The sequence below is a fragment of the Microbacterium sp. 8M genome (genome assembly GCF_902506375.1).
GTDB lineage: Bacteria > Actinomycetota > Actinomycetes > Actinomycetales > Microbacteriaceae > Microbacterium.
Genome location: NZ_LR733284.1, coordinates 3,496,608 through 3,518,579 on the forward strand (window position 1 = coordinate 3,496,608; position 21,972 = coordinate 3,518,579).

Consider the following 21,972-nt stretch of genomic DNA (forward strand, 5'->3'; position numbering starts at 1 on the left):
GGAACATCGATGGACTGGCTGGACGCGCTGCAGGAGCTGCGGTCGCGGCGGATCCCCGCGGTGATCGTGACCCTGGCGACCGTGCGCGGGCACGCCCCGCGCAACGGCGGCGCGAAGATGGTGGTCTCCCCCGACGCCGTGCACGGCACTGTCGGCGGGGGAAACCTCGAGCAGACCGCGATCGAGCAGGCGCGGCGGATGCTGTCGGCCGGCACCGCCGAGCCCGAGCTGCTCGCGCTGACGCTCAGCGACAAGGCCGTGACGGAGTACGGCGTGCAGTGCTGCGGAGGAGAGGTCACCATGCTGCTGGAGCCGATCCGGGTCACCCCGGCCGTCGCGGTGTTCGGCCTCGGCCATGTCGGTCTCGAGCTGGCGCGCATCCTCGCCCGCCACGAGCTCGAGCTCACGCTCGTCGACTCCCGGGAGGAGATGCTCGCGGAGGAGCGGATCGGGATCCCCGGCCGCAGCGGGGTGCTCGGCGACGCGGTCGCCCGGGTGCGCGTGGTGCACGCCCCGGTTCCCGAGTCCGCGCTCGCCGATCTCACCCCCGGCGCGCACGTGCTCGTCATGACGCACGACCACGTCGAGGACCTCGCGATCGTCGACCAGGCTCTGCGCACGGCGGACCTCGGATCCATCGGCCTGATCGGTTCCGCCTCGAAATGGGCGCGGTTCCGCAAGAAGCTGCACGAGCTGGGTCAGACCGACGACGACCTCGCCCGCGTGACGACGCCGATCGGGATCCCGGAGGTCTCCGGCAAGCAGCCCGCCGTGATCGCGGTGAGCGTCGCCGCCCGGATCCTGCAGCTCATCGACGAGGCCGCCGTCGCAGAGCAGCCGCGCACGGGCTAAGAGGTTGCGCGGATGGGGAGCGGAGTATCCGGTCCCTGCGCTTGTCGAAGGGCCCGGATCCACGGATCGGACGCTTCGACGAGCTCAGCGCCCGGCGACCTGGCCCTGCGCCGTCTCAGGCCTCCAGGGACGCGAGGTAGGCGGCATTGCCCCGGAGCGCGGCCTCGTAGCGCTGCACCTGCGCGGTCGGGAAGCGGTCGGCCACCACGGTGAGCACCGCGCCGAGCGCTGCGCTGGGCCGTCCCATCGCGTGCAGGGTGAGCGCGCGGAACAGGCCGAGCGACTCCGATTCGGGGAACCGTGCGAGGCCCTCGTCGAACGCGGCGAGACTCTCGTCGAGACGACCGAGGTTGCGCAGCGTGCTTCCGTACTGCAGATAGCACTGCCGCAGCCAGCGCCCCTCCAGGCCCGCGGCCATCGCGCGACGGTAGTAGCCCAGCGCGATCTCCTCCTGGCCGTCGGTGTCGAAGGCGCCCCCGACCTCGTAGAGCACGCCGGGATCGTCGGGATGCTCCTCGAGCACCGCGAGGAAGGCCGCGATGGTCGGCGCCATGTGCGAGCGGTCCCGCGCGGCGAAGATCGCGTCCAGCCGGGCGCGCAGTTCGGGGTCGGTCATGGATCCACGCTAACCGCCGTCGATGCAGGATCCCCCGGTCCGAAACACGGGACCGGGGGATCAGGCACGAGCCTCAGTGCCCGAGCAGCTGCTCCACCGGGCCGCGCACGAAGTACAGCGCGAAGCCCGCGGCGACCACCCACATCAGCCAGTGCACCTTGCGCGCCCTGCCGGAGAGCGCGTTCACGAGCGCCCAGGAGATGAAGCCGACGCCGATGCCGTTCGCGATCGAGTACGTCAGCGGCATGGTGACGATGGTGAGGAACGCCGGCAGTGCGACCGCGAACGTGTCGAAGGTGATCTCGCGGATCTGCGCCATCATCATCGCGCCGACGACGACGAGCGCGGCGGATCCGACCTCGATCGGCACGACCAGGGTGAGCGGCGTGACGAACATCGACAGTAGGAACAGCGCGCCCACCACGAGCGAGGCGAGTCCGGTGCGGGCGCCCTCGCCGATGCCGGAGGCGCTGTCGACGTAGACCGTGTTCGACGAGGTCGAGGTCACGCCGCCGGCGACGGCGCCGAAGCCCTCCACGACGAACGCGGAGCGCAGGCGCGGGAACGTGCCGTCCTTGTAGGCGAGGCCTGCGTTCTTGGCGAGCCCGGTCATGGTGCCCATGGCGTCGAAGAAGTTCGAGAACACGAGGGTGAACACGAGCATCGTGGCCGAAAGCGCGCCGATGCGGCCGAAGGCGCCGAACAGGTCGAACTGGCCGACCAGCCCGAAGTCGGGCACTGTCACCCACGTGCTCGGCAGCTGCGGGATCGTCATGTGCCAGCCGTTCGGATCCTTCACCGACGGCCCCAGGTGCAGAACCGCCTGCGCGATGAGCGCGACGATTGTGGTCGCCACGATGCCGATCAGGATCCCCCCGGGCACCTTGCGGGCCACGAGGATCGCGATGACGACGACGCCGAGCAGGAAGATCAGAGTGGGCACCGACGTGATGGATCCGCCGTCGCCGAGCTGCACCGGCGGACCGGCGGGCGTGCGGTTCACGAAGCCGGAGTCGACGAAGCCGATGAAGGCGATGAAGAGGCCGATGCCCACGGTGATCGCGGCCTTGAGCGGCTGCGGCACGGCCTTGAAGATCGCGGTCCGGATGCCGGTGGCTCCGAACAGCACGATCAGCACGCCGTTGATCACGACCAGCCCCATGGCCTCCTGCCAGGTGACCTGGCCGACCACCGAGACGGCGAGGAAGGAGTTGATGCCCAGGCCCGCGGCGAGCGCGAACGGGAGCCGTGCGATCACGCCGAACAGGATCGTCATCACTCCTGCGGTGAGGCCTGTGGCGGCGCCGATCTGGGCGGCGTCGAGTGCATGCTGCGCGACATCCTTCGTGCCGCCGAGGATCAGCGGGTTGAGGATGACGATGTAGGCCATCGTGACGAAGGTCACGATGCCGCCGCGCACCTCGCGGCCGATCGTGGATCCGCGCCGCGTGATCTCGAAGAACCGGTCGACCGCGTTGCGCGGTTCGGCGTCGACCGTGGTGCTGGTGCCGGTCTTCAGCGGGGGCAGGTTCTGCGCGGTGCGGGAGAACGGCGAGCGCTCCGGGGAGCCTTCGGCTTCAGGGGTGGGAGTGTGCGACGTCATTGTCTGCTCCTGGTCTTCGGATTCGGTCAGTACTCGATGCGGGTGGTGTTGCGGCTCCACTCGGTGAAGGGCGCCACGCGCTCCTCCGCCGGCAGGGTGATGTCGGTCACGGGCATGATCGCCCGATCCTCCGGGCCGCCCTCGAAGTAGCGGTAGAACAGCGCGTCGTCGAACCCGGCGTCCGCGGCGTCGTCGCGGTCGGCCGCGAAGTAGACCCGGTCGATGCGCGCCCACAGCGACGTGGCGAGGCACATCGGGCACGGCTCGCAGCTCGTGTAGAGCGTGCAGCCGGCGAGGTCGAACGTGCCGAGCTGCTGGCACGCGTTGCGGATCGCGGTCACCTCGGCGTGCGCCGAGGGGTCGAGGTTCGCGGTGACGCGGTTGACGCCCTCGAACACCCGGCCGTCCGCCGAGACGACGATGGCGCCGAACGGGCCGCCGGCGTTGCGGACGTTGTCCGTGGCGAGGGCGACCGCCCGGGCGAGATACTCCGCCGGGGTGATCCCGGCGATCGGCGCGGTCTCCTCAGCGAGGGAGGATGCGCCGGCTTCCGCGGGCGCACTGCCGTTCGGGGGCACGGGGGTGCTGGTCATGGAGAGCTTCCTTGCTGTCGTCGCAGTGATACGGCTTCCGGTCGGGCCCCGGAGTCGGGCCGTCCCTCGAGATAAGTACGTCGAACCGCTAGGTTGTCATCCCGCCGTCGGCCGTTGATGCGGCGTCAGGCTGGGGTCGACAGTAACAGCGTTCCCGTCTCCGGTCCAGGGTTTTTCGGAATCGTCATTCCGTAATGCGGGATCCGCGGTTGTTGGACCGCATCTGCGGCGCTATTGTCATCGTCATGACGCATTTTCGGATCCGCGAGGCAGCGAGTCTGCTGGGGGTCAGTGACGACACCGTGCGCCGTTGGGCTGCCGACGGCATCCTGACGCTCTCCACCGACGCGACCGGGCACCAGGTCGTGCCGGGCGCGGAGCTGGCCGAACGCGCCCAGGCGCTCGCGAGCGAACCGGATCCGGGCGACGACGTGGTGCGCAGCGCGCGCAACCGTTTCGTCGGCCTCGTGACGGCCGTGCGGGTGGACGGACTGATGGCCCAGGTCGAGCTGCAGAGCGGGCCGCATCGCATCGTGTCGCTGATGAGCGCGGAGGCCGCGGAGGAGCTGGGGCTCGAGGTCGGCAGCAAAGCCGTCGCCGTGACGAAGGCCACCATGATGATCATCGAAGCCGAGAGGGCCTGAGCATGGCCGGCACCCGGCTGCGGCTGTCGGCCCTCGTCGCCGGCCTCCTGACGGTTCTCGCCCTCACGGCCTGCTCCGGGACCACCTCCCCGGCACCGAGCCCCTCGGCCACGCCGACCGGCCGGACGAGCATCACCGTCCGCCCCGCCCCCCACGGCGAGCTCACCGTGTTCGCCGCCGCGTCGCTGAGCAAGGCGTTCGATGAGATCGCCGCCAGGTTCGAGCACGAGAATCCCCGGGTGCACGTGCGCCCGATCACCTACGACGGATCCTCGACCCTCGCGACGCAGATCCTCGAGGGCGCCCCCGCCGACGTGTTCGCCTCGGCCGACCTGAAGAACATGGACAAGATCATCCAGGCCCGGCTCGCGGGGGCCACGGAGGTGTTCACCACGAACGTGCTGCAGATCGCCGTCGCCCCCGGCAATCCGCGGAAGGTGAAGGACCTCGCATCCCTCGCCGCCCCGGGACTCAAGGTCGTGCTGTGCGCTCCAGCCGTGCCCTGCGGCAGCGCGGCGAAGACGCTGCTCGGCGACGCCGGAGTGGCCGTCACGCCGGTCAGCGAAGAGCAGAACGTCACCGCCGTGCTCGCCAAGGTCAAGGCCGGCGAGGCGGACGCGGGCCTCGTCTACACGACCGACGTCAAGGCGGCCGGATCCGCCGTCACCGGGATCGAGATCCCCGACGCGGACCGGGCCGTGAACCAGTACCCCATCACGGTGCTGACGACGGCGAAGAACCCGGACGCGGCGGCCGCGTTCCAGGAGTTCGTGCTGTCGGAGAAGGGCCAGAAGATCCTCACCGATCTCGGGTTCGGCGGGCGATGACGCAGCGGCGCGGCGAGGGGCTGCCGACGTGGGTGCTGATCCCGACCCTCGTCGCGGTGGCGCTGCTCGTGCTGCCGTTCGTCGCGCTGCTGGTGCGGCTGGACTGGGCGGCCGTGCCCGCGGCCGTCACGTCGCCCGCCGCACTGCAGGCGCTCGGGCTCTCGCTGCTCACCGCGACGATCGCCACCGCCGTCTGCGCGCTGCTCGGCGTGCCCCTCGCGGTCGCGATCGCCCGCAGCCCCACCTGGCTCGCGGCCGTGCTGCGCACCCTGACCACGCTGCCTCTGGTGCTGCCGCCCCTCGTCGGCGGCATCGCGCTGCTCGCCCTGTTCGGCCGGACCGGTCTGCTCGGCGGCGCCCTGGGGGCCTTCGGGATCCAGATCCCCTTCACGACCGCCGCCGTGGTGATCGCGCAGGCGTTCGTGGCGCTGCCGTTCCTGGTGATCTCGATCGAGGGCGCCCTGCGCGCGATCGGCACGGAGCACGAGCACGTGGCCGCCGGCCTCGGCGCGAGCCGGTTCACGGTGTTCCGCCGGGTGACCCTGCCGCTCGCCGCCCCCGGACTCGTCGCGGGTACCGTGCTCTGCTTCGCGCGCGCTCTCGGCGAGTTCGGCGCGACGGCGCTGTTCGCGGGCAACGCGGCGGGCGTCACCCGCACCATGCCGCTGGCGATCTACACCGCGTTCAACGGCGCAGGCGTCGAGGAGGACACGGCGATCGCGCTCTCGCTCATGCTGATCCTCGTCGCCATCGCCGCGCTGGTGCTCGTGCGGGGCTGGCGTCCGGGGGCCGTGCGATGAGGGTGGACCTGAGCGCCCGTCGCGGCGGCTTCGCGCTCTCCGCCGCGTTCGAGGCGGATCCGGGCGAGATCCTGGCGGTGATCGGCCCGAACGGATCCGGCAAGTCCACGCTCCTGAACGCGGTCGCGGGGTTCCTGCCCGCAACCGGGACGGTCGAGGTCGCCGGGCGGGTGCTCGATGCCCCGGGTCGCGGATCCGCCCGTCCGACGCACGTGCCGCCCGCACGACGGCGGATCGCACTGCTCGGACAGCGTCCGCTGCTGTTCCCGCACCTGAGCGTGCGCGAGAACGTGGCGTTCGGGCCTCGTGCGCAAGGGATGTCGCGCGCCGAGGCCCACCGTCGTGCCGAGCGCCGGCTGGAGGAGGTCGGCCTGGACGGCCTGGCCGCGCGTCGCCCGGGCGAGTTGTCCGGCGGGCAGCAGCAGCGTGCGGCGATCGCGCGTGCGCTGGCCTCCGAGCCCGACGCGCTGCTGCTCGACGAGCCGTTCGCGGCGCTCGACGCGCCCTCTGCCGCTCAGGCCCGGCGGCTCATCGCCGCGCAGGTGGGCGCCGGCGACCGTCCCCTCCCGATCGTGCTCGTCACGCACGACCCCATGGACGCGCTGATCCTGGCGGCGCGCACGCTCGTCATGCACGACGGCGCCGTGGTGCAGGCCGGCCGTACCGCCGAGGTGCTCGGCCACCCGCGGTCGGAGTTCGTCGCCGCGCTCGTCGGGGTGAACCGGCTCGAGGCGGTCGGCACCGGCGACGGCGGCGTGCGGGCGGCCGGCGGGCTCGCGCTCCGCGGTCACGGCGAGGCGCCAGGCGCAGGCCAGGCGGCCACGGCCGTGTTCTCACCCGGATCGGTGCGGGTGGAGGTGGCGGCGCCGGAGGATGCCGCAGCCGTTGCGAACGAGTGGACCGGCCGCATCGCGCAGTTGGATCCGATCCCCGGCGGGATCCGGCTGCACACCGCGGAGCATCCCGAGATCGCCGTGGACTGCCCGTCGACGCACGCGGTCGCGCTCGGCCTGCACCCCGGGCAGCTTCTCACCTTCCGCGTCGCGGAGGCCGACGTGTCCCTCCGCGTCGAGGCGCCCTGCGACCGCTGAGCGCCCTTCGCCTCGTCGCTGCGCTCCTCGCTCAGGGACCGGGAAGCGGTCGCCGGCGCCTGAGCGAGCGCAGCGAGACGAAACGCGGTGCTCTTGCGAGTTCACCGCGTTTCGTCTCCGTCGCGCTGCGCGCGTCGTCGCTCAACGGCCATCGAAGACGCCGTTCGGATCCTGCTCACCCGCGCCGGTGCTACGGTTGCCCCTCGAAAGGAGGCCGACCCATGTCGCCCACGCCGCGCGCCCATGACGCCCACGCCGCCGCGTCGCGCGCCGGTGCCCGGCGGCTGCCGTCCACGGGCGTGCTCGACACCCGCGACCGGCCTCTGCGCGACCTTCGGATCTCCGTGACCGACCGCTGCAACTTCCGCTGCGTGTACTGCATGCCGCGCGAGGTGTTCGGCCGCGACTACGCATTCCTCGAACGGCATGAACTGCTGACGTTCGAGGAGATCGAGCGCATCGCGCGCGCCGCGCTCGCGAACGGCGTCCGGAAACTGCGCCTCACCGGCGGCGAGCCGCTGCTGCGCCGCGGCATCGAAGACCTCGTCGCCCGACTCGCCGCACTGCGCACGCTCGACGGATCCAAACCGGAGATCGCCCTCACCACCAACGGATCCGCCCTCGCCGTCAAGGCGGAAGCGCTCAAGGCGGCGGGCGTCGACCGGGTCACGGTGTCGATCGACTCCCTCGACGACGACCTGTTCCGTCGCATGAACGATGTGGAGTTCCCGGTCGCGCGCGTGCTGCACGGCATCGACGCCGCGCAGGCCGCCGGCATGCCGGTCAAGCTCAACACGGTGGTCAAGCGCGGGGTCAACGACGGCGAGATCCTGAACCTGGCCGAGCACTTCCGCGGGACCGGGCACGTCCTGCGCTTCATCGAGTACATGGACGTCGGCGCCACGAACGGCTGGAGCCTCGACGAGGTCGTGCCGTCGGCCGAGGTCGTGGCGACGATCGACGCCCGCTTCCCGTTGGAACCCGCAGCGCCCGCCGCCCCTGGCGAGACGGCGAAGCGCTGGCGCTACATCGACGGCGGCGGAGAGATCGGCGTGATCTCCTCGGTCACCAATGCGTTCTGCGGCACCTGCAATCGCGCCCGGCTCTCCACGGAGGGCCGACTGTTCACCTGCCTGTTCGCGACGGAGGGCCACGACCTGCGCGCCCTGCTGCGCGGCGGCGCCGACGACACCGAACTCACCGCAACCCTCGCGCGGATCTGGGGCGTCCGCGATGACCGCTACTCCGAGATCCGCTCCAGCCTCACCCCGGAGCTGCGCGCCGACCGCCGCCGCATCGAGATGAGCTACATCGGCGGCTGAGGTGCGCAGGTTCTTGAGCGAGCGCAGCGAGACGAGGGACGTTGCTCCTCAGAGGCCGACCCACTCCGACACGCCGTCGGCGTAGTGCTGGCGCTTCCAGATCGGCACGCCGCGCTTGATCTCCTCGACGAGCCGCTCGCACGCGTCGAACGCCTCCTTGCGATGCCCGGCCGAGGCCGCGGCGAACAGCGCCACGTCGCCGATCCGCAGGTCGCCGACCCGGTGCGCCGCCGCGACGCGCAGGCCCGTCTCGGCAGCCACGCGCTCGACGATCTCCTCGAGGAACCGCTCCGCGTCGGGATGCGCCCGGTAGTCGAGCGAACGCACCGCCTGCCCGCCGTCGTGGTCGCGCACGACGCCGCAGAACATGACGGTCGCCCCGTGCGCCGCGTCCCCGACCGCGGCACGGATGACCGCCTCGTCGAGCGGCTGGTCGCTGATGATCGCGCGCTCGCTCATGCGCCGGCGCCCTCCGTCCTGCCGCCCACGGCGACGTAAGCCCCGATCCCGCCCGCGAGATAGCGCGCGTCGATGCCGCGCCCGCGCAGCACGCGCACCGCCCGCTGCGACCGCGGATCCTTCTCGCAGAACACAACGAGCGGTCCGCCCGCGACCTGCGGATCCTCGCCGGCCGCGAGGGCGCCGAGCGGCAGCGCCGCCGCACCCGGGATCCCCCGCAGCGCGATCTCGTGCGGCTCGCGCACGTCGAGCAGCCGCACGCCGCCCTCGCGCTGCAGCCGCAGCACCTCGGCCGCAGAGACACTCGGCGTCTCATCGCGGGCGCCGGCGCCAGTGGAACCCAGTCCGCAGAACAGCTCGTAGTCGACGAGCTCGGTGACCGGATCCGCATCGGCCGCCCGCTCGTACGCGATCTCCCTCGTGCGCGCCGTGAGCGCGTCGTAGAACAGCACCCGTCCGATGAGCGGCTCGCCGATGCCGGTGAGCAGTTTGACCACCTCGGTGGCCATGAAGGACCCGATGGCGGTACACAGGCTCGCCAGCACCCCGCCGAGTTCGCAGGACAGCACCTCGTCCGGATCCGGCGGAACGGGGAACAGATCCCGGAAGCCGACCTCCGGCACCGACACCCCGACCTGACCCTGGAATCGCAGGATCGAGCCCCAGACCAGGGGCTTGCCGGCCAGCCGTGCGGCGTCGTCGGCGAGGTAGCGGGTGGGGAAGTTGTCGCTGCCGTCGACGAGCAGGTCGTATTCGGAGAGGATCGCGGGCAGGGTCTCCGCGCTCGCGCGCTCCCGGTACGGGCGCACCAGGATGCCCGGGTCGATGTCGCGCACGGTGTCGGCGAGCGAGCCGACCTTCGACCGGCCGATGTCGTCCATGCCGTGACTGAGCTGCCGGTGCAGGTTGGAGAACTCCACGACGTCGTCGTCGATCACGCCGATCGTTCCGACGCCGCTGCCGGCCAGCGCCGGGACGAGAGCACTGCCGAGGCCACCCGCGCCGATCACGAGCACCCGGGCCGCCGCGAGGCGGCGCTGCGCGGCCTCGCCGAACCCCGGCAGCATGAGCTGACGGCTGTACCGGGCGATCCGTTCGGGCGGAAGTTCCGGCCCCGGCTCGACGAGCGCGATCATAGGATCGAGTGTAAGCGGGGATCCTCCCGCCGGACGATCTTTTTTCCAGGATGCGGATGCTGATTTCCGCGATACGGGTTACATTGAGGTCATGACCACTATCACCGTGCGCTACTTCGCGGCCGCCGCCGACGCGGCCGGGCGCGACCAGGAGCAGCTGACCGTGCAGGGCACGCTCGGCGCCCTGCGCGCGGAGCTGCTGGAGCGCTACGGCGAACCCATGGCCAAGGTGCTGCGGTCGGGGTCCTTCCTCGTCGACGGCACGGTCAGCCGCGACGACGACCGACGCCTCGGCGCCACCGTCGACATCCTGCCCCCGTTCGCGGGCGGCTGACCCCGGCGTCCCGATCCGCCGACGATGTCCGGTCCTGCCGAGGAATCCGGCGGATCCGTCGGTGAAACGTGACAGGCTCGGAGGATCCGGACCGAGTCGGAGGAGACGAGCATGAGTGAGCTGACGCACCTGCGGGCCGATGGATCCGCGCACATGGTCGACGTGACGGACAAGGCCGTCACGCGCCGCGAGGCGCGGGCGCAGGCCGTGCTCCAGACGACCACGGAGGTCGTCGCCAAGATCGCCGACGGGACACTGCCCAAGGGCGAGGCCCTGGGCACCGCCCGCATCGCCGGCATCATGGGCGCCAAGCAGACCTCCGCGCTCATCCCGCTGTGTCACCCGCTGCCGCTGAGCCGCGTCGAGATCGACCTGGTGCCGGAGGGCGACCGCGTGCGGATCCTCGCCACAGCCGTCACGAAGGGCGTCACGGGCGTCGAGATGGAGGCGCTCACCGCGGCCAGCGTCGCCGCCCTCACGCTGTACGACATGATCAAGGCCGTCGACAAGCACGCCGTGATCGGGGACATCCGCGTGCTCGCGAAGTCGGGCGGCAAGAGCGGCGACTGGACGGCGGAGTGACCGCCGAAGCGCCGGGCCCTGGCGCGTCGGCGGGCTGGGCGTCCGGCACGCGGTCCGCCACGGTGCTCGTCGTCTCCACCCGGGCCGCGGCGGGTGTCTACGCGGACGAGACCGGGCCGATCATCCGCGACTGGCTGACGGCCCGCGGCTTCGCGGTCGGGGATCCGGTCGTGGTGCCCGATGCGTCGGTCGCGGACGCGCTGGCCGCCGCGCTCGCGGACGCCCCCGACGTGCTGCTCACGACCGGCGGCACGGGGCTGTCCCCCGACGACCGCACGCCCGAGGCGACCGCCACGCTGCTCGACCGGGAGATCCCCGGGCTCATGGAGGAGCTGCGCCGACGGGGCCTGGCGATGACGCCGATGGCCCTGCTCACCCGCGGCGTCGCGGGAGTCGCCGGACGCACGGTGGTCATGAACCTGCCGGGATCGCGCGGCGGCGTGCGCGACGGTCTCGCGGTGCTGGATCCGGTCCTGGAGCATCTGCTCGGCCAGCTGGGCGGGCGTCGCGACCACTGACGCGGGGCTCTCCACGCCCCGCGCCCTCCGGTGCCGGCCGCAGGCGCGGAGCAGCAGGCGCCGCGCAGCGCCGTAGGGTGGGACATCTATGGCAATCGGAGCGACGATCCACACGTTCGACGTGCAGCTGGCGGACACCGACCGCGGGGTCTACGAGGACTACGCGCTGCGCGTCGCGCGGCACCCGTCCGAGACCGATGCGTACATGCTGACCCGCGTGCTCGCGTACGGACTGGAGTTCACAGAAGGCATCGCGTTCAGTGAGGGCCTCTCCTCGACCGAGGAGCCCGCGATCGTCGTGCGCGACCTCACCGGACGGTTGACCGGCTGGGTCGAGATCGGCGCGCCGGATGCCGAGCGCCTGCACTTCGGATCCCGGCTGGCCGAGCGCACCGTCGTCTACACGCATCGCGACCCGGCCAAGGTCATGGCGCCCTGGGAGGGCAAGCGGATCCACCGCGCCGAGGACATCCGCGTCCACAGCTTCGACCCCGGCTTCATCGACAGCGCGGTGCCGCTGCTCGAGCGCCGCAACACCGTCACCATGACGGTGACCGAGGGTGTGCTCTACCTCGACCTCAACGGCACCACGCTGACCACCGCTGTGCACGAGCACGCGCTGGGCTGAGCGTTCGGAGTCGTTGAGCGAGCACCGGCGAAGCCGGAGCGAGACGAAACGCGGTGCCTTCGCGGAACGCCGCAAGGGCACCGCGTTTCGTCTCAGTCGCCTGCGGTGTCTTCGCTCAGCGACCCCGAGGAGACACCCGACGGCCCGTGCTGGCGCAACTCGCGACGGGTCGGGTGGTGCGCCGGCACCTCCGCACCGTCCGCGTAGGCCGTGCGGATCGCGGAGAGCTGCGCGGTGGACGTCGCGGGCTCGGGCGACGCGGCGGTTGTCACGCCCGACGGCGCCGCCGAGGCCGCCGACGGCGGGGCGGCGACCGGCTCGGCGGGCGCCTCGGCTGCCGCGGGGGCATCCGCCTCGGCCGGCGCTGGGGCATCCGCCTCGGCCGGCGCAGGAGCATCCCCCGACCCGCCGGCCTTCGCGGCGCGCCGGGCCGCGCGGCGCTCCTTGGCACCCTCGACGAGGTTGTACAGCGTCGGCAGCACCAGCAGCGTCAGCACGGTCGACGACACGAGGCCGCCGATCACGACGATCGCGAGCGGCTGCGAGATGAAGCCGCCGTGACCGGTGACCCCGAGCGCCATCGGCGTGAGCGCGAAGATCGTCGCGAGCGCGGTCATCAGGATCGGGCGGAGGCGCCGGGAGCCGCCGGCGATCGTGGCGTCATGCGTGTTCATGCCCTTCTCGCGGTACTGGTTCACCAGGTCCACGAGCACGATCGCGTTCGTCACCACGATGCCGATGAGCATGAGCACGCCGATGAGGGAGGCGACGCCGAGCGGCACGCCCGTGACGATCTGCAGCAGGATGGCGCCGGTCGCCGCGAACGGCACCGAGCTCAGCAGCAGGATCGGCTGACGCAGCGACTTGAACGTCGCGACCATCACGATGTACACGATCAGGATCGCCGCGAGCATCGCGAGCCCGAGCTGGCCGAACGCGTCCTGCTGCTGCGTCACCACGCCGCCCAGCGACGCGTCCGCACCCGACGGGAGATCCGCCTTCGCGATCGCCTTCGACACCGCCGCCGAGGCGCTCGCCAGGTCGTTGCCCTTCGGGGTCACCGAGACCGTCGCGGTGCGCTGACCGCGCTGCGTCGTGACCGACGCGGGGCTCTCGCTCTGCTGCACGGTCGCGATCTGATCGAGACGCACGATACCCGTCCGGCTCGGGATCGTGAGCGCCTTCAGCTCGTCGACCGTGGTCGGCGGGTTCGCGCTCTGCAGGTACACCGTGAGGGACGATCCGTCGATCTCCACGGATCCGATCTGCTGCGGACGCATCGCCTGCGACACGATGCCGCCGACCGCGACCTCGCTGAGGCCGTGCTGCGCCGCCGCTGTGCGATCCACCTGCACGGCGATGTACGGCAGCGACGCCGACAGGTTGCTGGAGACCTGGTTGACGCCCGCCGAGCCCTTGAGCTCCTTCACGAGCGCGTTGGTCGCCGCGTCCAGCGTCTTCTCGTCGGGCGCGGTGATCTTCACCTCGATGTCACTGGATCCGAAGCCCTCGCTGGCGGCGATCGCGATGTCGCCCACGCCCTCGAGCTTCTTCACCGCCGTGCGCACGTCGGACTGCACGCGCTCCTGGTCCGCCGACGGATCCGTCGTGATCGAGTAGCTGATGCCCGATCCACCGCCCGAGAACGCGTCGCGCAGCGCGGATCCGCTGGATCCGATCGAGACCTGCACGGTCTTGATGCCCGGGACGTCCTTGATCGCCTCTTCGACCTTCTGCGCGGCCGCGTCCTCGGCATCCAGACTGGGCGCCTCGCCGAGGGACTGGGACATCCGGAAGGTGTTCTGCCCGCTGGATCCGAGGAAGTTCACCTTCATCAGCGGCGCGGCGGCCATCGTGCCGATGAGCACGACGACGGCGAGCAGCACCGTGATCCAGGAGTGCTTCAGCGTCCAGCGCAGGATCGGCAGGTACGCCCGCTGCAGCCGGGTCGGCGGGGCGTCCTCGTGCTCCGGGTCGATCGCGTGCCCGTCCGCGCCGATCAGCGGCTTGCCCGGACGCAGGAACCAGTACGCGAGCACCGGAACGATGGTCAGCGCCACGAGCAGCGACGCCGTCATCGCGATCGTCACGGTGAGCGCGAACGGGCGGAAGAGCTCCCCGGTCATGTCGCCGACGAAGGCGATCGGCAGGAAAACGGCGACCGTGGTGATCGTCGAGGCCGTGACGGCCGTCGCCACTTCGCGCACGGCGCTGAGGATGGCGGTCTTCTTGTCGGATCCCTGCACGTAGTGCCGCTTGATGTTCTCGATCACCACGATCGAGTCGTCCACCACGCGGCCGATCGCGATCGTGAGCGCGCCGAGGGTGAGGATGTTCAGCGAGTAGCCGAACGCCTGGATGCCGATGAACGTGATGAGCACGCTGGTCGGGATCGAGATCGCCGTGACCAGTGTCGACCGCACCGAGAGCAGGAAGATGAGGATCACGATCACGGCGAAGACGAGGCCGAGCAGGCCTTCCTGGGCGAGCGACTCGATGGACTGCTGGATGAACGGCGCCTGGTCGAACACCGTCGTGAAGGTCGCGCCGGGCAGGTCCTTGCGAAGCTGCGGGATGAGCGCGGTGACGGCCTTGGACACGTCCACCGTGTTCGCCGAGGGCAGCTTGGTGACGGCGATCGTGAGGGCGCTCTTGCCGTCGACCCGGGAGAGGGAGGTGACCGGGTCGCCCTCGATGGCCACGTGCGCCACGGATCCGACCGTCGTGCCGGGCACGGTGGCGCCGATGAGCGGGATCGCCTCGATCTGCTCGACGCTGGTGAGCTTCTCCCCCGTCTGCACGGTGAGAGTGGTGTCGTCCTCGGTGATGGATCCGCCGGGGAAGAGCGTGCCGTTCTGCTGCAGGGCGTCCTTGATGGCCGTCGGTGCCAGACCCGCGGCCAGCACGGCGGCATTGTCGGGCGTGATGGTGAGCCGCTTGCCCTGCCCGCCGACGAGCGATGCCGCGTTCACGCCCTTCAGCCGCTCGATCTTCGGGATGATCGTGTTCGTGAGGCGCTGCTGCGCCTTCTCGGCATCGGAGAACCCGGTCACGGCGAGCTGGATCACCGGGAAGTCGTCGATCGACGCGGTGATGACCTGCGGATCCACCCCCTCCGGAAGCTGGGACTTGATCCGACCGATCGCCTGGTTGATCTTCTGCTCGGCGGTCGCGAGGTTGGTGCCGTACGCGAACGACGCCTGGATCACGGAGGAGTTCGTCGTGCTCGTCGCCGTCGAGGTGTCCAGGCCGGGGACGCCCTGGATCGCGGTCTCGACGGGCGTGGAGACGTCGTGTTCGACGACCTCCGGGGAAGCGCCGGGGTAGTTCGAGACGATCGCGAGCTGCGGGAACTCGATCGACGGGATGAGCTCCTGCTTCAGGTTGGTGAGCGCGAGGCCGCCGAACACCGCCGCGACGATCGTGATGAGGGCGATCAGGGCGCGGTTGCGCAGGCTCAGAACGGCGAGTGTGGACACGGGTCCCCCTTTTCGGTAGCCCGTGGGCGAGATCCGGGCGTACAGGCCAGAGTCTAGGGCGCTCGCGTATCGAGCTCGTCACAGGATCCCGGCGCACGCGCCGCGCCGGGATCCTCGCGGCGCACTACTGGCACACGCCGTTCTGATAGTGGGTGTTGAACGAGTGCACCTGCACCCAGGAGACCGGCTTGCCGGTCTCGACGTCCCATTGCAGCGAGCCCGGGGTCGGCGCAGTGCCGTAGTTGGTGCCGTACGACGCTGAGGTGCCGTCGGTGAAATGGGCGTTGAGCTCGTAGATGTCGGGCGCGGCGTCGTAGCTGACGATCACGCGCTGGTCGGTGACCGTGTAGCTGCCGTTGTCCCCCGCCGCCGTGCTCCCGCACGTGACCGCCGGATCCTTGGAGCCGCTGGTCGACGCGGTGGCGAGCGGCACGGCCGTGGCTGCGGCGATCACCGGGATGCTCCAGGCGGCCCCCTTGATGACGGTGCGGCGGGTCAGCGTGCCGGCGGTCCTGGTGAGCTGCTCGGACATGGTTCTCTCCCCTGATACGTCGCCCGCGGGCGCGATGGCGCGGCGCGGGCATGGATGCGATGACGCGCGGGCATGCGGATGCGCAGCCCCAGGCGCGGCTCGAACGACGCTCGGGCGCGCCGTCCGGTCCTTCCACGTTCGCCGCCGCGGGGAGGGCGCCCGTGCCGTCCGGCGGAGAATCACCCCCCTTTTCACCCACCTGGCCCAGCGGCGGGTCGCATCGAGCCCGTAGCGTGGCAGTGAGTGTGAAGCATGCGTGCGCATGCACCGGCGGACCGGGGCGTGCGGGGTGATTCGTGGGGACGAACGTGGATATCGGGGAACGGTTCATCGAGGCGGCGCTGGCGAACCGGGACGCGGACGCCGCCGCGCTCGTGGAGATGTGGCCGATCGAGCTCTGGTACTCGCTTCCCCCGTACCAGCTCGGCACGCTCCTGGCACGCCTCTCCCCGGAAGCGCACCGCCTCAGCCCGACGGTCTCGCTGCTGTCGCGGGCCCTGACGCCCGACGACACGACCTTCCGCATGCCGCGTCGCCGGGGACCGCTGCCGGCGAACCATCACCGTCGCGCCTCGATCTTCGAAGCGGCGCGGCGACGGGTGGCCGGGGATCCGGTCGGCGCGTACGAGCTTCTCGCGGGCCTCCGGGAGAACATCGCGGGGGCGTCCCGCTCCGGTGTCGGCCCGACCGATCCCGCCCTGGCGTTCGTCCTGATGCAGACCGCCGAGTCGGCACTCCTCGCCGGACGCCTGCGGGAGGCGCTGAGCCTGTTCGAGGAGCTCGCCGCCGCACCGCGGTCGGCCGGCATGGAGTTCTTCGCCCGCAGAGCGCACCTTAGGGGCGCGCTCATCCACCGCCTCTACGGCAGCACGTGCGTCGCCCGCTCCCATCTGCAGCAGGCGCGGGGAGTGCCGCGCACCACGAGCTGGGTGGAGAAGCGGCTGGACGGCGACCAGCGGCTGGTCGAGGCGCTGATCACGACGGAGGATCCCGACGAGGCCTTCTCCGAGCTGCTGGACCTGACGTACTCCGACCTCGGCGAGCTGTGGCCCTTCGCGGTGATCGCCCTGCACGCCTGGGGCTCCGTCACCGGCCGTCGCGACGCCGCACGCTCACGCATCGAGGCGATGGCGAACGCGGGGTTCGGGCGCGACGGCACGGGCCTCATCGGGTCCGCCCTGCCGCTCATGCTCGCGCTGGACTCGGTCCTCAACGGCGACCTGCCCCGGGCGCGCGCCGAGATCCACGACGTCCACGAGGATCACTGGATCGCGACGGTGGTCCGCGCGCTGGTCGACATCGGCTCCGCCGCGCCGAGCCGTGCACGGGACGCCCTTGGAGCCGCGGCCGATGCGACGACCGGTCTCATCAAGGCCGACCGGCAGCGGCACCAGGTCACGGCGCTCGCGCACTACCTGAGCGGCGACTCGGGGAGCGCCTCGGCCACGATCGCCCTGCTCCCGGTCAGCGCCCGCCGGTGCAGCCCCTACGAGATCTCCGTCCTGGACACCCTGGCTCCGGGCGTTCTCGGTGTGGTCGCCGATCTCGTGCCGGAACTCCTGCCGGAGGGCCACTCGTTCGACCGCGTGGGCGTGCTCGAGAAGCCCTCGCTCACGCGGCCCGAACTGGAGGTGCTGACGAGACTGGCGCGGGGGATGAAGAGACCCGACATCGCCCGCGAGCTCTTCCGCTCGATCAACACGGTCAAGACCCACCAGCGCTCGCTGTACCGCAAGCTCGGCGCGTCCTCGGCCGCGGAGGCGGTCGCCCTCGCGACCGAGTCGGGATATCTCTGGCACCCGCCGCAGGCCGCGCCGGTGCAGGGGTGACACCGCCGCTCGAGGGGTGATGACGAAGTCCGCGTCGCGACGGCGCACGTCTACGCTGGGAGGATGTCGCGTCTTCTCGTCCGCCGCCCCTCGCCCCGTCTCGCCGAAGGCGAGCTGACCCACCTCGAGCGCGTCCCGGTCGATCCGGAGCTGGCCCAGCGGCAGTGGGAGGCCTACGTCGACGTGTACCGCACCCGCGGCTGGGACGTGATCGACATCGAGCCTGACGACGCGCACGCCGACGGCGTCTTCGTGGAGGACACCGTCGTGATGTTCGGCGACCTCGCCCTGCTCACGCGTCCCGGCGCCGACTCGCGCCGAGGTGAGATCGAGACCACCCGTGCCGCGCTGGAGAAGGCGGGCATCGAGTACGCCGCGATCGAGGCGCCCGGCACGCTCGACGGCGGCGACGTGCTCAAGGTCGGCCGCACGGTCTACGTCGGGCAGACGCTCCGCACGAACGCCGAGGGTGCCCGCCAGATGGACGCCCTGCTCGCGCCGCGGGGCTGGACGGTCGTCCCGGTCGAGGTCACCAAGGTGCTGCACCTGAAGAGCGGCGTCACGGCCCTGCCCGACGGCACCGTGATCGGATACCCGCCGCTCGTCGACGACCCGTCCGTATACCCCGAGTTCCTCGCCGTGCCCGAGGAGCACGGCACGGCGGTCGTCGTGCTCGACGAGAAGACGGTGCTGATGTCGTCCGACGCGCCGCAGAGCGCGCAGCTCTTCCGCGACCGCGGCCTCACGGTCATCGAGACGCCGATCAGCGAGTTCGAGAAGCTCGAGGGCTGCGTGACCTGCCTGTCCGTGCGGGTGCGCGACTGACCGGATCCATTCCGGATCGTCGAGCGGGCACTCTCTTCGGGGCCGTTGAGCGAGCGCAGCGAGACGAAACGCCGTGCTCCTGCCGGGAACCGCGTTTCGTCTCGGTCGGCTTCGCCGTCCTCGCTCAACGACCCCAGAGAGCGCCGAGCGCCAGACCCGCGACCGCCGCGAGGATCCCGAGCAGCAGCATGCCGGCCGCGTTGAAGATCGCCGCGCGCGAGGATCCGTCCCGCCACAGCGCGACCGTGTCGAGCATGGCCGTGCTGAACGTGGTGTAGCCGCCGAGCAGGCCGGCGCCGACGATGAACGCCGCCCCCGGGAAGCCGCCGGTGACCACGCCGAGAGCGAAGGATCCAGTGAGGTTGATCACCAGCACGCCCCAGGGGAACCGGGTGCCGAGCACGCGCGCGACGCCCAGGTCGACGAGATAGCGCAGGCCGGCGCCGACCCCTCCGGCGAGCGCTGCGCCGAGGAAGAGCAGCGGGTTCATCCGTGCGCCTGCGTGTGAGAGGAGCGGGGGCGCGCCCGGCGGTGGGGATGCGCGATGCCGAGGCCGAGCGCGGCCGCGGCGACGCCGAGCACGACGCTGCCGATCGCGTACGCCGCGGCGAGCCAGGGCTGCGCCTGCCACAGCGTCACCGTGCCGACGGCGAACGCGCTGTAGGTGGTGAACCCGCCCAGCACACCGGTGCCGAGGAGGATGCGCAGCCCGCTGGATCCGGGCAGACGCGCCGCGAGCACGCCGATGAGGAACGCACCCACGATGTTGGCGACGAGGGTCGCCCACGGCACCGCGCCCAGGCCGTCGCCGACGGGTGCCGGCAGCGCGAGCCCGAGCCCCAGGCGCGCGGCGGTGCCGACCGTGCCGCCGGCCGCCACCAGGGCGAGGCGGAGCGGGATGGGCGAGGTCACGCCCGCCAGCCTAGACCGCACAGCTGTGGTCGCCGCTCCCTCGGCCGCGGGCGGAAATCGAGGGTGGGTCCGGCGTGTCGGGGCACAAGGCACCGCCGGCGAGACGACACGCCGCACACCGCCGCCGTTTTCCGACGTCGCACACGACAGGGGGATCCGGAGCCGCGTCCAGCCGGGTTCCGTAGACTCGGCCAGGTGGCGGGCACCACCCGAGGCGCTCCGCCGATCGGTTCGGAGCGACCGAGGAGGACGACGCGCGAGTGAGGTACAGGCGGGCTTTCGGCTGGGCGCGGCTCGTCACCGCGGCCGTGTGCATCGTCGCCCTCGTGGACCGGCTGTTCTGGGGCCTGGGCTCGCAGACCATCGCCGGGCAGAACTTCCTCGCGTACCTCACGATCGAGTCGAACATCGCCTTCGCCCTCCTCGCGGTGATCGCCGGCGTCATCGCTCTGCGCACCCCGGAGGATCCGCGCTGGCTGACGACGGCGCGCGCGGTCGTGCTCAGCTGGACCATCACCGCGGGCCTCGCGTTCGCCCTCATCGTCTGGCAGGCCGGAGTGCACGGCGTGCCGATCTGGGTGCCCTGGTCGGACGTGGTGCTGCACTTCGTGCTGCCTGCGTGGACCGTCGTCGCGTGGGTGTTCGGCCCCGGCCGTCGTGCGGCGTCCTGGCGGATCGTCCCCTACGTTCTCCTGTACCCGGTGATCTGGGGTGTGTTCACCATCTGGCGGGGCCGCCTGGTCGGCTGGTACCCGTACTACTTCCTGGATCCGCGGCAGGTCTCCGGTCCGCTCGAGCTGGTCCTGACCTGCACGATCGCCCTGGCCATCTTCGCGCTCGTGGCAAGCGGCCTCGTCGCCCTGAGCCGGCTGCATCCGACGGTGCCGGTGGATCCGGACGAGCCCGGCGGGTCGGAGACGGATGGTCCGGATGCGGATGCGTCGGACCCGAAGCCTGACCCGGCTGAGGTCACGGCGTCGGCGTCGCGCTGACGAAGAACCGCAGCGATTCCCGCACCGTCGCCTGCGCCTCGGCGTCGCCGAGCTTCGCGAACGCCTCGGCGTCGGGACCTCCGACGAGGCCGACCAGCACGGGCTTGCCGGTGACGGGCTGCAGGTTGAGCCACGTGCGGATCGGCGCGTCGCCGCCGATCACGTGCCAGATGTCGGCGTCGACCTTCCAGAACGCCTCGTCGAACTGGGCCCACACGGTCTCGATGTAGCCCGACGCGAGCGCGGCGATCGCACCGCGCTGCGCGAACGGCAGCGGAGGCGCGAACTCGACGGCCTGATGCTGCAGCACGCCCAGCGGCACCGTGACCACGACCCGGTCGAAGGACAGGGACTCGCCCGTGCCGAGGCGCAGGCTCACTCCGGAGTCGTCGTGCGCGATGCGCGTCACCGGCGAGGCGAGCGTGACCTTGAGATCGGCGAGCGGCGTGTCCACGAGCAGACCCACGTCGCCGTCGGCCCCGACGAGCGCATCCGGCGTGAACGCCGGCGGGTACCAGCTCGACGCCTTCGCCGTGTCTGCGCCCGTGGTCGCCTGCAGCCAGGCCAGGGCCGCGGCCAGCGCGGGGTCGGCGGGGTCGGCGCCGGACGCCTTGAGCGCGGCGACGACCGTGACGTCCGCGGGGCCGTTGGCCGCCTGCGCGACGGCCTGCTTCACGCGCGTCTCGTCCACCGTCGGGGCGGCGCCGTCCTTCGACCAGCCGGTGGGCGTCTCGAAGCGCAGTCGATGCACGCCCTGGGCGGCGAGCTCGGCGCCCAGGGTGCCGTCGTCCTCTCCGGCGGAGAGCCAGGCGCCCAGCTGGACCGGGATCGGCCACTTCTTGTCGGCGACCGACCGGATCCGCCCTCCGGTGCGCTCTCGCGCCTCGAACACCGTCACGGTCATCCCGTCATCGGCGAGGGCGCGCGCGGCGGCGGCTCCGGCTGCGCCGGCCCCCACGACCGCGACCCGCTCCCCGGCGGCGGCCACATCGGCGACGGCGCGTGCGGCGCGCCGTCCGGAGGCGATCGCACCGGGCACGGTGCCGGGATGCTCGTCGTCGGTCGCCTCGCCCGCGAAGAAGACGCGGTCGCCGATCGGCTCGGCGAGATCGGCGCGCAGCTGCGGGGTCGCCCCCGCGGGCAGGTAGCTCATCGCGCCGCGGGCATAGGGATCGGTCGACCAGGTGCTGCGCATCCACGCCGCAGGTTCGGGGGCGGCGCCCGGCGGGATCGTCGGCGTCGGCGTGGGCGTTCCGGGGCTGGGCGTCTTCGTGGGCTGCGGCTCCGGCGTGCAGGCCGCGAGCACGACCGCGACGGCACCGAATCCGGCGCCGACGAGCAGGTTTCGCCGCGTGATGCCCATCGTGGTGTCAGCCTATCCCGGGCGGCGGGGCGAGC

23 protein-coding genes are annotated in these 21,972 nt (G+C 71.7%); 13 read left to right on the forward strand and 10 right to left on the reverse strand.

All coding sequences use genetic code 11. From position 1 onward, the window contains the following. Window positions 1-9 precede the first annotated feature (9 nt). Entirely contained in the window at window positions 10-852 is an 843-nt protein-coding gene (xdhC, locus tag AERO9AM_RS16455) for a xanthine dehydrogenase accessory protein XdhC (RefSeq protein ID WP_159577119.1), read from the forward strand. A 115-nt stretch (window positions 853-967) separates the two neighbouring features. Here xdhC and AERO9AM_RS16460 read toward each other — a convergent pair whose 3' ends face one another. The 3 genes from AERO9AM_RS16460 to AERO9AM_RS16470 form a co-directional block, all read right to left on the reverse strand. Further along, window positions 968-1,468 (reverse strand): tetratricopeptide repeat protein, encoded by a 501-nt coding sequence (locus AERO9AM_RS16460; protein WP_159577120.1) that lies wholly within the window; start codon window positions 1,466-1,468, stop codon window positions 968-970. A 73-nt stretch (window positions 1,469-1,541) separates the two neighbouring features. Next, window positions 1,542-3,071 (reverse strand): NCS2 family permease, encoded by a 1,530-nt coding sequence (locus AERO9AM_RS16465; RefSeq protein ID WP_159577121.1) that lies wholly within the window; start codon window positions 3,069-3,071, stop codon window positions 1,542-1,544. Between the two features lie 26 nt (window positions 3,072-3,097). Beyond that, window positions 3,098-3,664 (reverse strand): nucleoside deaminase, encoded by a 567-nt coding sequence (locus AERO9AM_RS16470; RefSeq protein WP_159577122.1) that lies wholly within the window; start codon window positions 3,662-3,664, stop codon window positions 3,098-3,100. A 245-nt stretch (window positions 3,665-3,909) separates the two neighbouring features. Here AERO9AM_RS16470 and AERO9AM_RS16475 point away from each other — a divergent pair, with 245 nt between their 5' ends. From AERO9AM_RS16475 to moaA, 5 genes are all read left to right on the forward strand, one after another. Beyond that, window positions 3,910-4,308 carry a TOBE domain-containing protein gene (locus AERO9AM_RS16475; RefSeq protein WP_159577123.1) on the forward strand — a complete coding sequence of 133 codons (399 nt, stop codon included), beginning with the start codon at window positions 3,910-3,912 and terminating at the stop codon, window positions 4,306-4,308. Window positions 4,309-4,310: 2 nt separating this feature from the next. Further along, window positions 4,311-5,135, forward strand: a complete 825-nt coding sequence (gene modA, locus AERO9AM_RS16480) for a molybdate ABC transporter substrate-binding protein (protein ID WP_159577124.1) — start codon at window positions 4,311-4,313, stop codon at window positions 5,133-5,135. Beyond that, on the forward strand, window positions 5,132-5,935 hold the full coding sequence (locus AERO9AM_RS16485; protein ID WP_159577125.1) for an ABC transporter permease: 804 nt from the start codon (window positions 5,132-5,134) through the stop codon (window positions 5,933-5,935). The genes modA and AERO9AM_RS16485 overlap by 4 nt, the downstream gene beginning before the upstream one ends. Further along, window positions 5,932-7,026, forward strand: a complete 1,095-nt coding sequence (locus tag AERO9AM_RS16490; protein WP_159577126.1) for an ABC transporter ATP-binding protein — start codon at window positions 5,932-5,934, stop codon at window positions 7,024-7,026. The genes AERO9AM_RS16485 and AERO9AM_RS16490 overlap by 4 nt, the downstream gene beginning before the upstream one ends. A 221-nt stretch (window positions 7,027-7,247) precedes the next feature. After that, entirely contained in the window at window positions 7,248-8,348 is a 1,101-nt protein-coding gene (gene moaA, locus AERO9AM_RS16495; protein ID WP_159577127.1) for a GTP 3',8-cyclase MoaA, read from the forward strand. A gap of 48 nt (window positions 8,349-8,396) precedes the next feature. Here moaA and AERO9AM_RS16500 read toward each other — a convergent pair whose 3' ends face one another. Both AERO9AM_RS16500 and AERO9AM_RS16505 read right to left on the reverse strand, forming a co-directional pair. Continuing rightward, window positions 8,397-8,807 carry a molybdenum cofactor biosynthesis protein MoaE gene (locus AERO9AM_RS16500; RefSeq protein ID WP_159577128.1) on the reverse strand — a complete coding sequence of 137 codons (411 nt, stop codon included), beginning with the start codon at window positions 8,805-8,807 and terminating at the stop codon, window positions 8,397-8,399. Further along, entirely contained in the window at window positions 8,804-9,943 is a 1,140-nt protein-coding gene (locus AERO9AM_RS16505) for a ThiF family adenylyltransferase (protein WP_159577129.1), read from the reverse strand. The genes AERO9AM_RS16500 and AERO9AM_RS16505 overlap by 4 nt, the downstream gene beginning before the upstream one ends. Window positions 9,944-10,034: 91 nt before the next feature. On the opposite strand from AERO9AM_RS16505, the gene AERO9AM_RS16510 reads away from it, so the two are divergent. From AERO9AM_RS16510 to AERO9AM_RS16525, 4 genes are all read left to right on the forward strand, one after another. Continuing rightward, window positions 10,035-10,277 carry a MoaD/ThiS family protein gene (locus tag AERO9AM_RS16510; RefSeq protein ID WP_159577130.1) on the forward strand — a complete coding sequence of 81 codons (243 nt, stop codon included), beginning with the start codon at window positions 10,035-10,037 and terminating at the stop codon, window positions 10,275-10,277. A 111-nt stretch (window positions 10,278-10,388) separates the two neighbouring features. Then, window positions 10,389-10,859 (forward strand): cyclic pyranopterin monophosphate synthase MoaC, encoded by a 471-nt coding sequence (gene moaC / locus AERO9AM_RS16515; protein ID WP_159577131.1) that lies wholly within the window; start codon window positions 10,389-10,391, stop codon window positions 10,857-10,859. Continuing rightward, window positions 10,856-11,377 (forward strand): MogA/MoaB family molybdenum cofactor biosynthesis protein, encoded by a 522-nt coding sequence (locus AERO9AM_RS16520; RefSeq protein WP_159577132.1) that lies wholly within the window; start codon window positions 10,856-10,858, stop codon window positions 11,375-11,377. The genes moaC and AERO9AM_RS16520 overlap by 4 nt, the downstream gene beginning before the upstream one ends. Window positions 11,378-11,465: 88 nt before the next feature. Next, on the forward strand, window positions 11,466-12,005 hold the full coding sequence (locus AERO9AM_RS16525) for a YaeQ family protein (RefSeq protein ID WP_159577133.1): 540 nt from the start codon (window positions 11,466-11,468) through the stop codon (window positions 12,003-12,005). Window positions 12,006-12,097: 92 nt separating this feature from the next. On the opposite strand, the gene AERO9AM_RS16530 is transcribed toward AERO9AM_RS16525, so the two are convergent. Next, window positions 12,098-15,484: an efflux RND transporter permease subunit gene (locus tag AERO9AM_RS16530; RefSeq protein WP_159577134.1), complete on the reverse strand. Its 3,387-nt coding sequence runs from the start codon at window positions 15,482-15,484 to the stop codon at window positions 12,098-12,100. A gap of 124 nt (window positions 15,485-15,608) precedes the next feature. Next, window positions 15,609-16,016, reverse strand: a complete 408-nt coding sequence (locus AERO9AM_RS16535) for a hypothetical protein (RefSeq protein WP_159577135.1) — start codon at window positions 16,014-16,016, stop codon at window positions 15,609-15,611. Between the two features lie 308 nt (window positions 16,017-16,324). On the opposite strand from AERO9AM_RS16535, the gene AERO9AM_RS16540 reads away from it, so the two are divergent. Both AERO9AM_RS16540 and ddaH read left to right on the forward strand, forming a co-directional pair. Further along, a complete protein-coding gene (locus AERO9AM_RS16540; protein WP_236602653.1) occupies window positions 16,325-17,845 on the forward strand; it encodes a helix-turn-helix transcriptional regulator in 1,521 nt (506 codons plus the stop codon). A gap of 63 nt (window positions 17,846-17,908) precedes the next feature. Further along, the gene (gene ddaH, locus AERO9AM_RS16545; protein ID WP_159577137.1) at window positions 17,909-18,670 is read left to right on the forward strand and encodes a dimethylargininase; all 762 of its coding nucleotides are present in this window, start codon (window positions 17,909-17,911) and stop codon (window positions 18,668-18,670) included. Between the two features lie 124 nt (window positions 18,671-18,794). On the opposite strand, the gene AERO9AM_RS16550 is transcribed toward ddaH, so the two are convergent. Both AERO9AM_RS16550 and AERO9AM_RS16555 read right to left on the reverse strand, forming a co-directional pair. Continuing rightward, entirely contained in the window at window positions 18,795-19,160 is a 366-nt protein-coding gene (locus tag AERO9AM_RS16550; protein WP_159577138.1) for a fluoride efflux transporter FluC, read from the reverse strand. Further along, window positions 19,157-19,582 carry a fluoride efflux transporter FluC gene (locus AERO9AM_RS16555; RefSeq protein WP_159577139.1) on the reverse strand — a complete coding sequence of 142 codons (426 nt, stop codon included), beginning with the start codon at window positions 19,580-19,582 and terminating at the stop codon, window positions 19,157-19,159. Before AERO9AM_RS16555 ends, AERO9AM_RS16550 begins: the two co-directional genes overlap by 4 nt. 260 nt (window positions 19,583-19,842) lie before the next feature. Here AERO9AM_RS16555 and AERO9AM_RS16560 point away from each other — a divergent pair, with 260 nt between their 5' ends. Continuing rightward, window positions 19,843-20,574, forward strand: coding sequence for a Pr6Pr family membrane protein (locus AERO9AM_RS16560; RefSeq protein WP_159577140.1), 732 nt, complete (start codon window positions 19,843-19,845; stop codon window positions 20,572-20,574). Here the strand turns inward: AERO9AM_RS16560 and AERO9AM_RS16565 are convergent. Beyond that, on the reverse strand, window positions 20,552-21,937 hold the full coding sequence (locus tag AERO9AM_RS16565) for a flavin monoamine oxidase family protein (RefSeq protein ID WP_159577141.1): 1,386 nt from the start codon (window positions 21,935-21,937) through the stop codon (window positions 20,552-20,554). The genes AERO9AM_RS16560 and AERO9AM_RS16565 overlap by 23 nt on opposite strands. Between the last annotated feature and the right edge of the window lie 35 nt (window positions 21,938-21,972).